Origin of the sequence: Escherichia sp. MOD1-EC5189, assembly GCF_002966045.1 — a bacterium.
GTDB lineage: Bacteria > Pseudomonadota > Gammaproteobacteria > Enterobacterales > Enterobacteriaceae > Escherichia > Escherichia coli_F.
In genome coordinates, this window is the sequence record NZ_PTRX01000081.1 from 1 (window position 1) to 1,964 (window position 1,964).

The 1,964-nt window shown below is 36.7% G+C and carries 2 protein-coding genes; both read left to right on the plus strand.

Annotation, left to right across the window (positions count from 1 at the left end):
* Positions 1-114: 114 nt before the first annotated feature.
* A complete protein-coding gene (locus ATB02_RS25535) occupies positions 115-1,464 on the plus strand; it encodes an IpaD/SipD/SspD family type III secretion system needle tip protein (protein WP_105272406.1) in 1,350 nt (449 codons plus the stop codon).
* A 202-nt stretch (positions 1,465-1,666) separates the two neighbouring features.
* A partial coding sequence (locus ATB02_RS25540; protein WP_198600600.1) for a winged helix-turn-helix domain-containing protein occupies positions 1,667-1,964 on the plus strand: 298 nt, incomplete at its 3' end.

Below are 1,964 nucleotides of genomic sequence, written 5' to 3' on the forward strand. Positions count from 1 at the left end.
ATTTATTACAGCAAATAATACAAACCATTATTGATACTGATAGTGCTATCGTTCAAGGCATTCGCTCATAAATTATTGCAATAATAGTTAATTATATTTAAGGAGGAATGACACATGATTAATAAAGATAATAATTTAAATATAGATATTTTACGTCAGCAGAATGCAAACATTCCTCTTAAAGAGGCATCCTCGCAAAGTGAGGAGCCTCATCAACTGGAAAACAGCAAAAGCGAGGGTAATTTGTATAACAGCGCCAGTAAGGATAATAATATTGGCGCTATGCTCAAGAAAGATGTTGAAAAACTATCAACTTTAGTCAGTGAACGTAGCCCGCGAAATGAAGACTGGAAATGCCAGCATGACATACAACTTAACTTCGTTAAAAACTTGCTCAGAAATTTCCCTGCTGAAAACCTGTCAGAGCAAGGATCTGCACTTTTACACGAAAGTTATTTGCTGATAAAAAACGTTCTGCATCTTACAGAAAATGTTAATACTATTGACGGAAAATTAAAGGATCCCGATAAAATATTGACCCTGCATAACTCTGTGAGAAAAACCCTGGCTAACGTTGCTCACAACACAACCGGGCCAAGTGCAATGGCAATGACCAAAGGAACCTTAACTCACGCTATCGCTTCTTTAGAGAGTTCTGTGCCTGAAATGAGAAGTTCAGCAACCAGCAGTACTTTAACGGCCAGTAGTTCAAACGAATTTAAAAGTGATAAATATATATGCAGTGATATTGCTGATTTGATGAGTGTGCTCGGTAGCGACTACCTCGAAATTTATGCGAATAGCGTTGAGATAATGAGCGCATACTGGCAGGACTTCAGTGAACATATCCAAAGCAATATGGGAAAATGGACTCACTCTAATAAAAAAGGCGATGCGATAATTTTTGATGTCAATGCATTTCAAAAGGCCTTGATGCATTTTTATTATATCGATAAATATCCTAATGGTGATTTCCACTATCATTACAATCCAGACTATGTTTTATACCCTCCGGCACCTGCTGACAAAATTGGTGTTCCATTGGAAGAAGCAGAAAAATGGTGCGCCGCTTTAGGACTTCCGGTAATTCCACCCGATCCCAAACACCGCACACCTTCTCCGATTGTCGAAGTTGAACCACAAGGTAGCGGTTTATATGTTATTATTCCCAACCCTCAGATTATTGACAGTATGAGTCAATCTTCAGATTCAATGGTGCACAGGGATAATAAAGGGAAGGAAAAAAATATATCTAAAGAATTCACCGGTTATGAAATAAGCACAGCTGAATACCAGGCATGGTTAGCGGGTTATAATGGGCAAGCAGAAAACATGAAAACCGATGTACAGGTTATCACGACTAAATACAGCACAGCCAACTCCACCTACGATACGATTATAAAATTATTATCGTCAACCATTACAGCATTATTTGATTCAGCGAAAGATTATTTACGTTTCTGATTAAGTAACGCCAAATATTATAGTCCACTATCTGGTCTCGTAAAATGGGACCAGCGTTTCATATTATTAAGCATCAGCTTTCATTCATTTCTTCATCACAATCTTACAAAATGAGCGTTTTTTGATAGAGCAATTCTGCCAATACTTTATTTTATATTGATCAAATTAATACTATGAATAGAGAAAACGGAAGGAGCGTTCTATGCAACTGCAACATGGAAAAAATAATACACAACAATATATATTTGGCGACTTTGTATTAAAAAACAATGGAATATTATTATTCAAAAACAAAGAATATCATATTCCCCCGAAAGAACTTGGCGTTATTATTCTATTACTTAATGCTGACGGTGAAATTGTTAGCAAAGAAGAGATTATTGATAAGGTCTGGAGCGCAAGTGTTGCCAGTGATGAATCTTTAACACGGTGTATTTATGCATTGCGCAAACTTTTGCATGAGAATAAACAGTGTAAGTATATCGAAACGGTCTATGGTC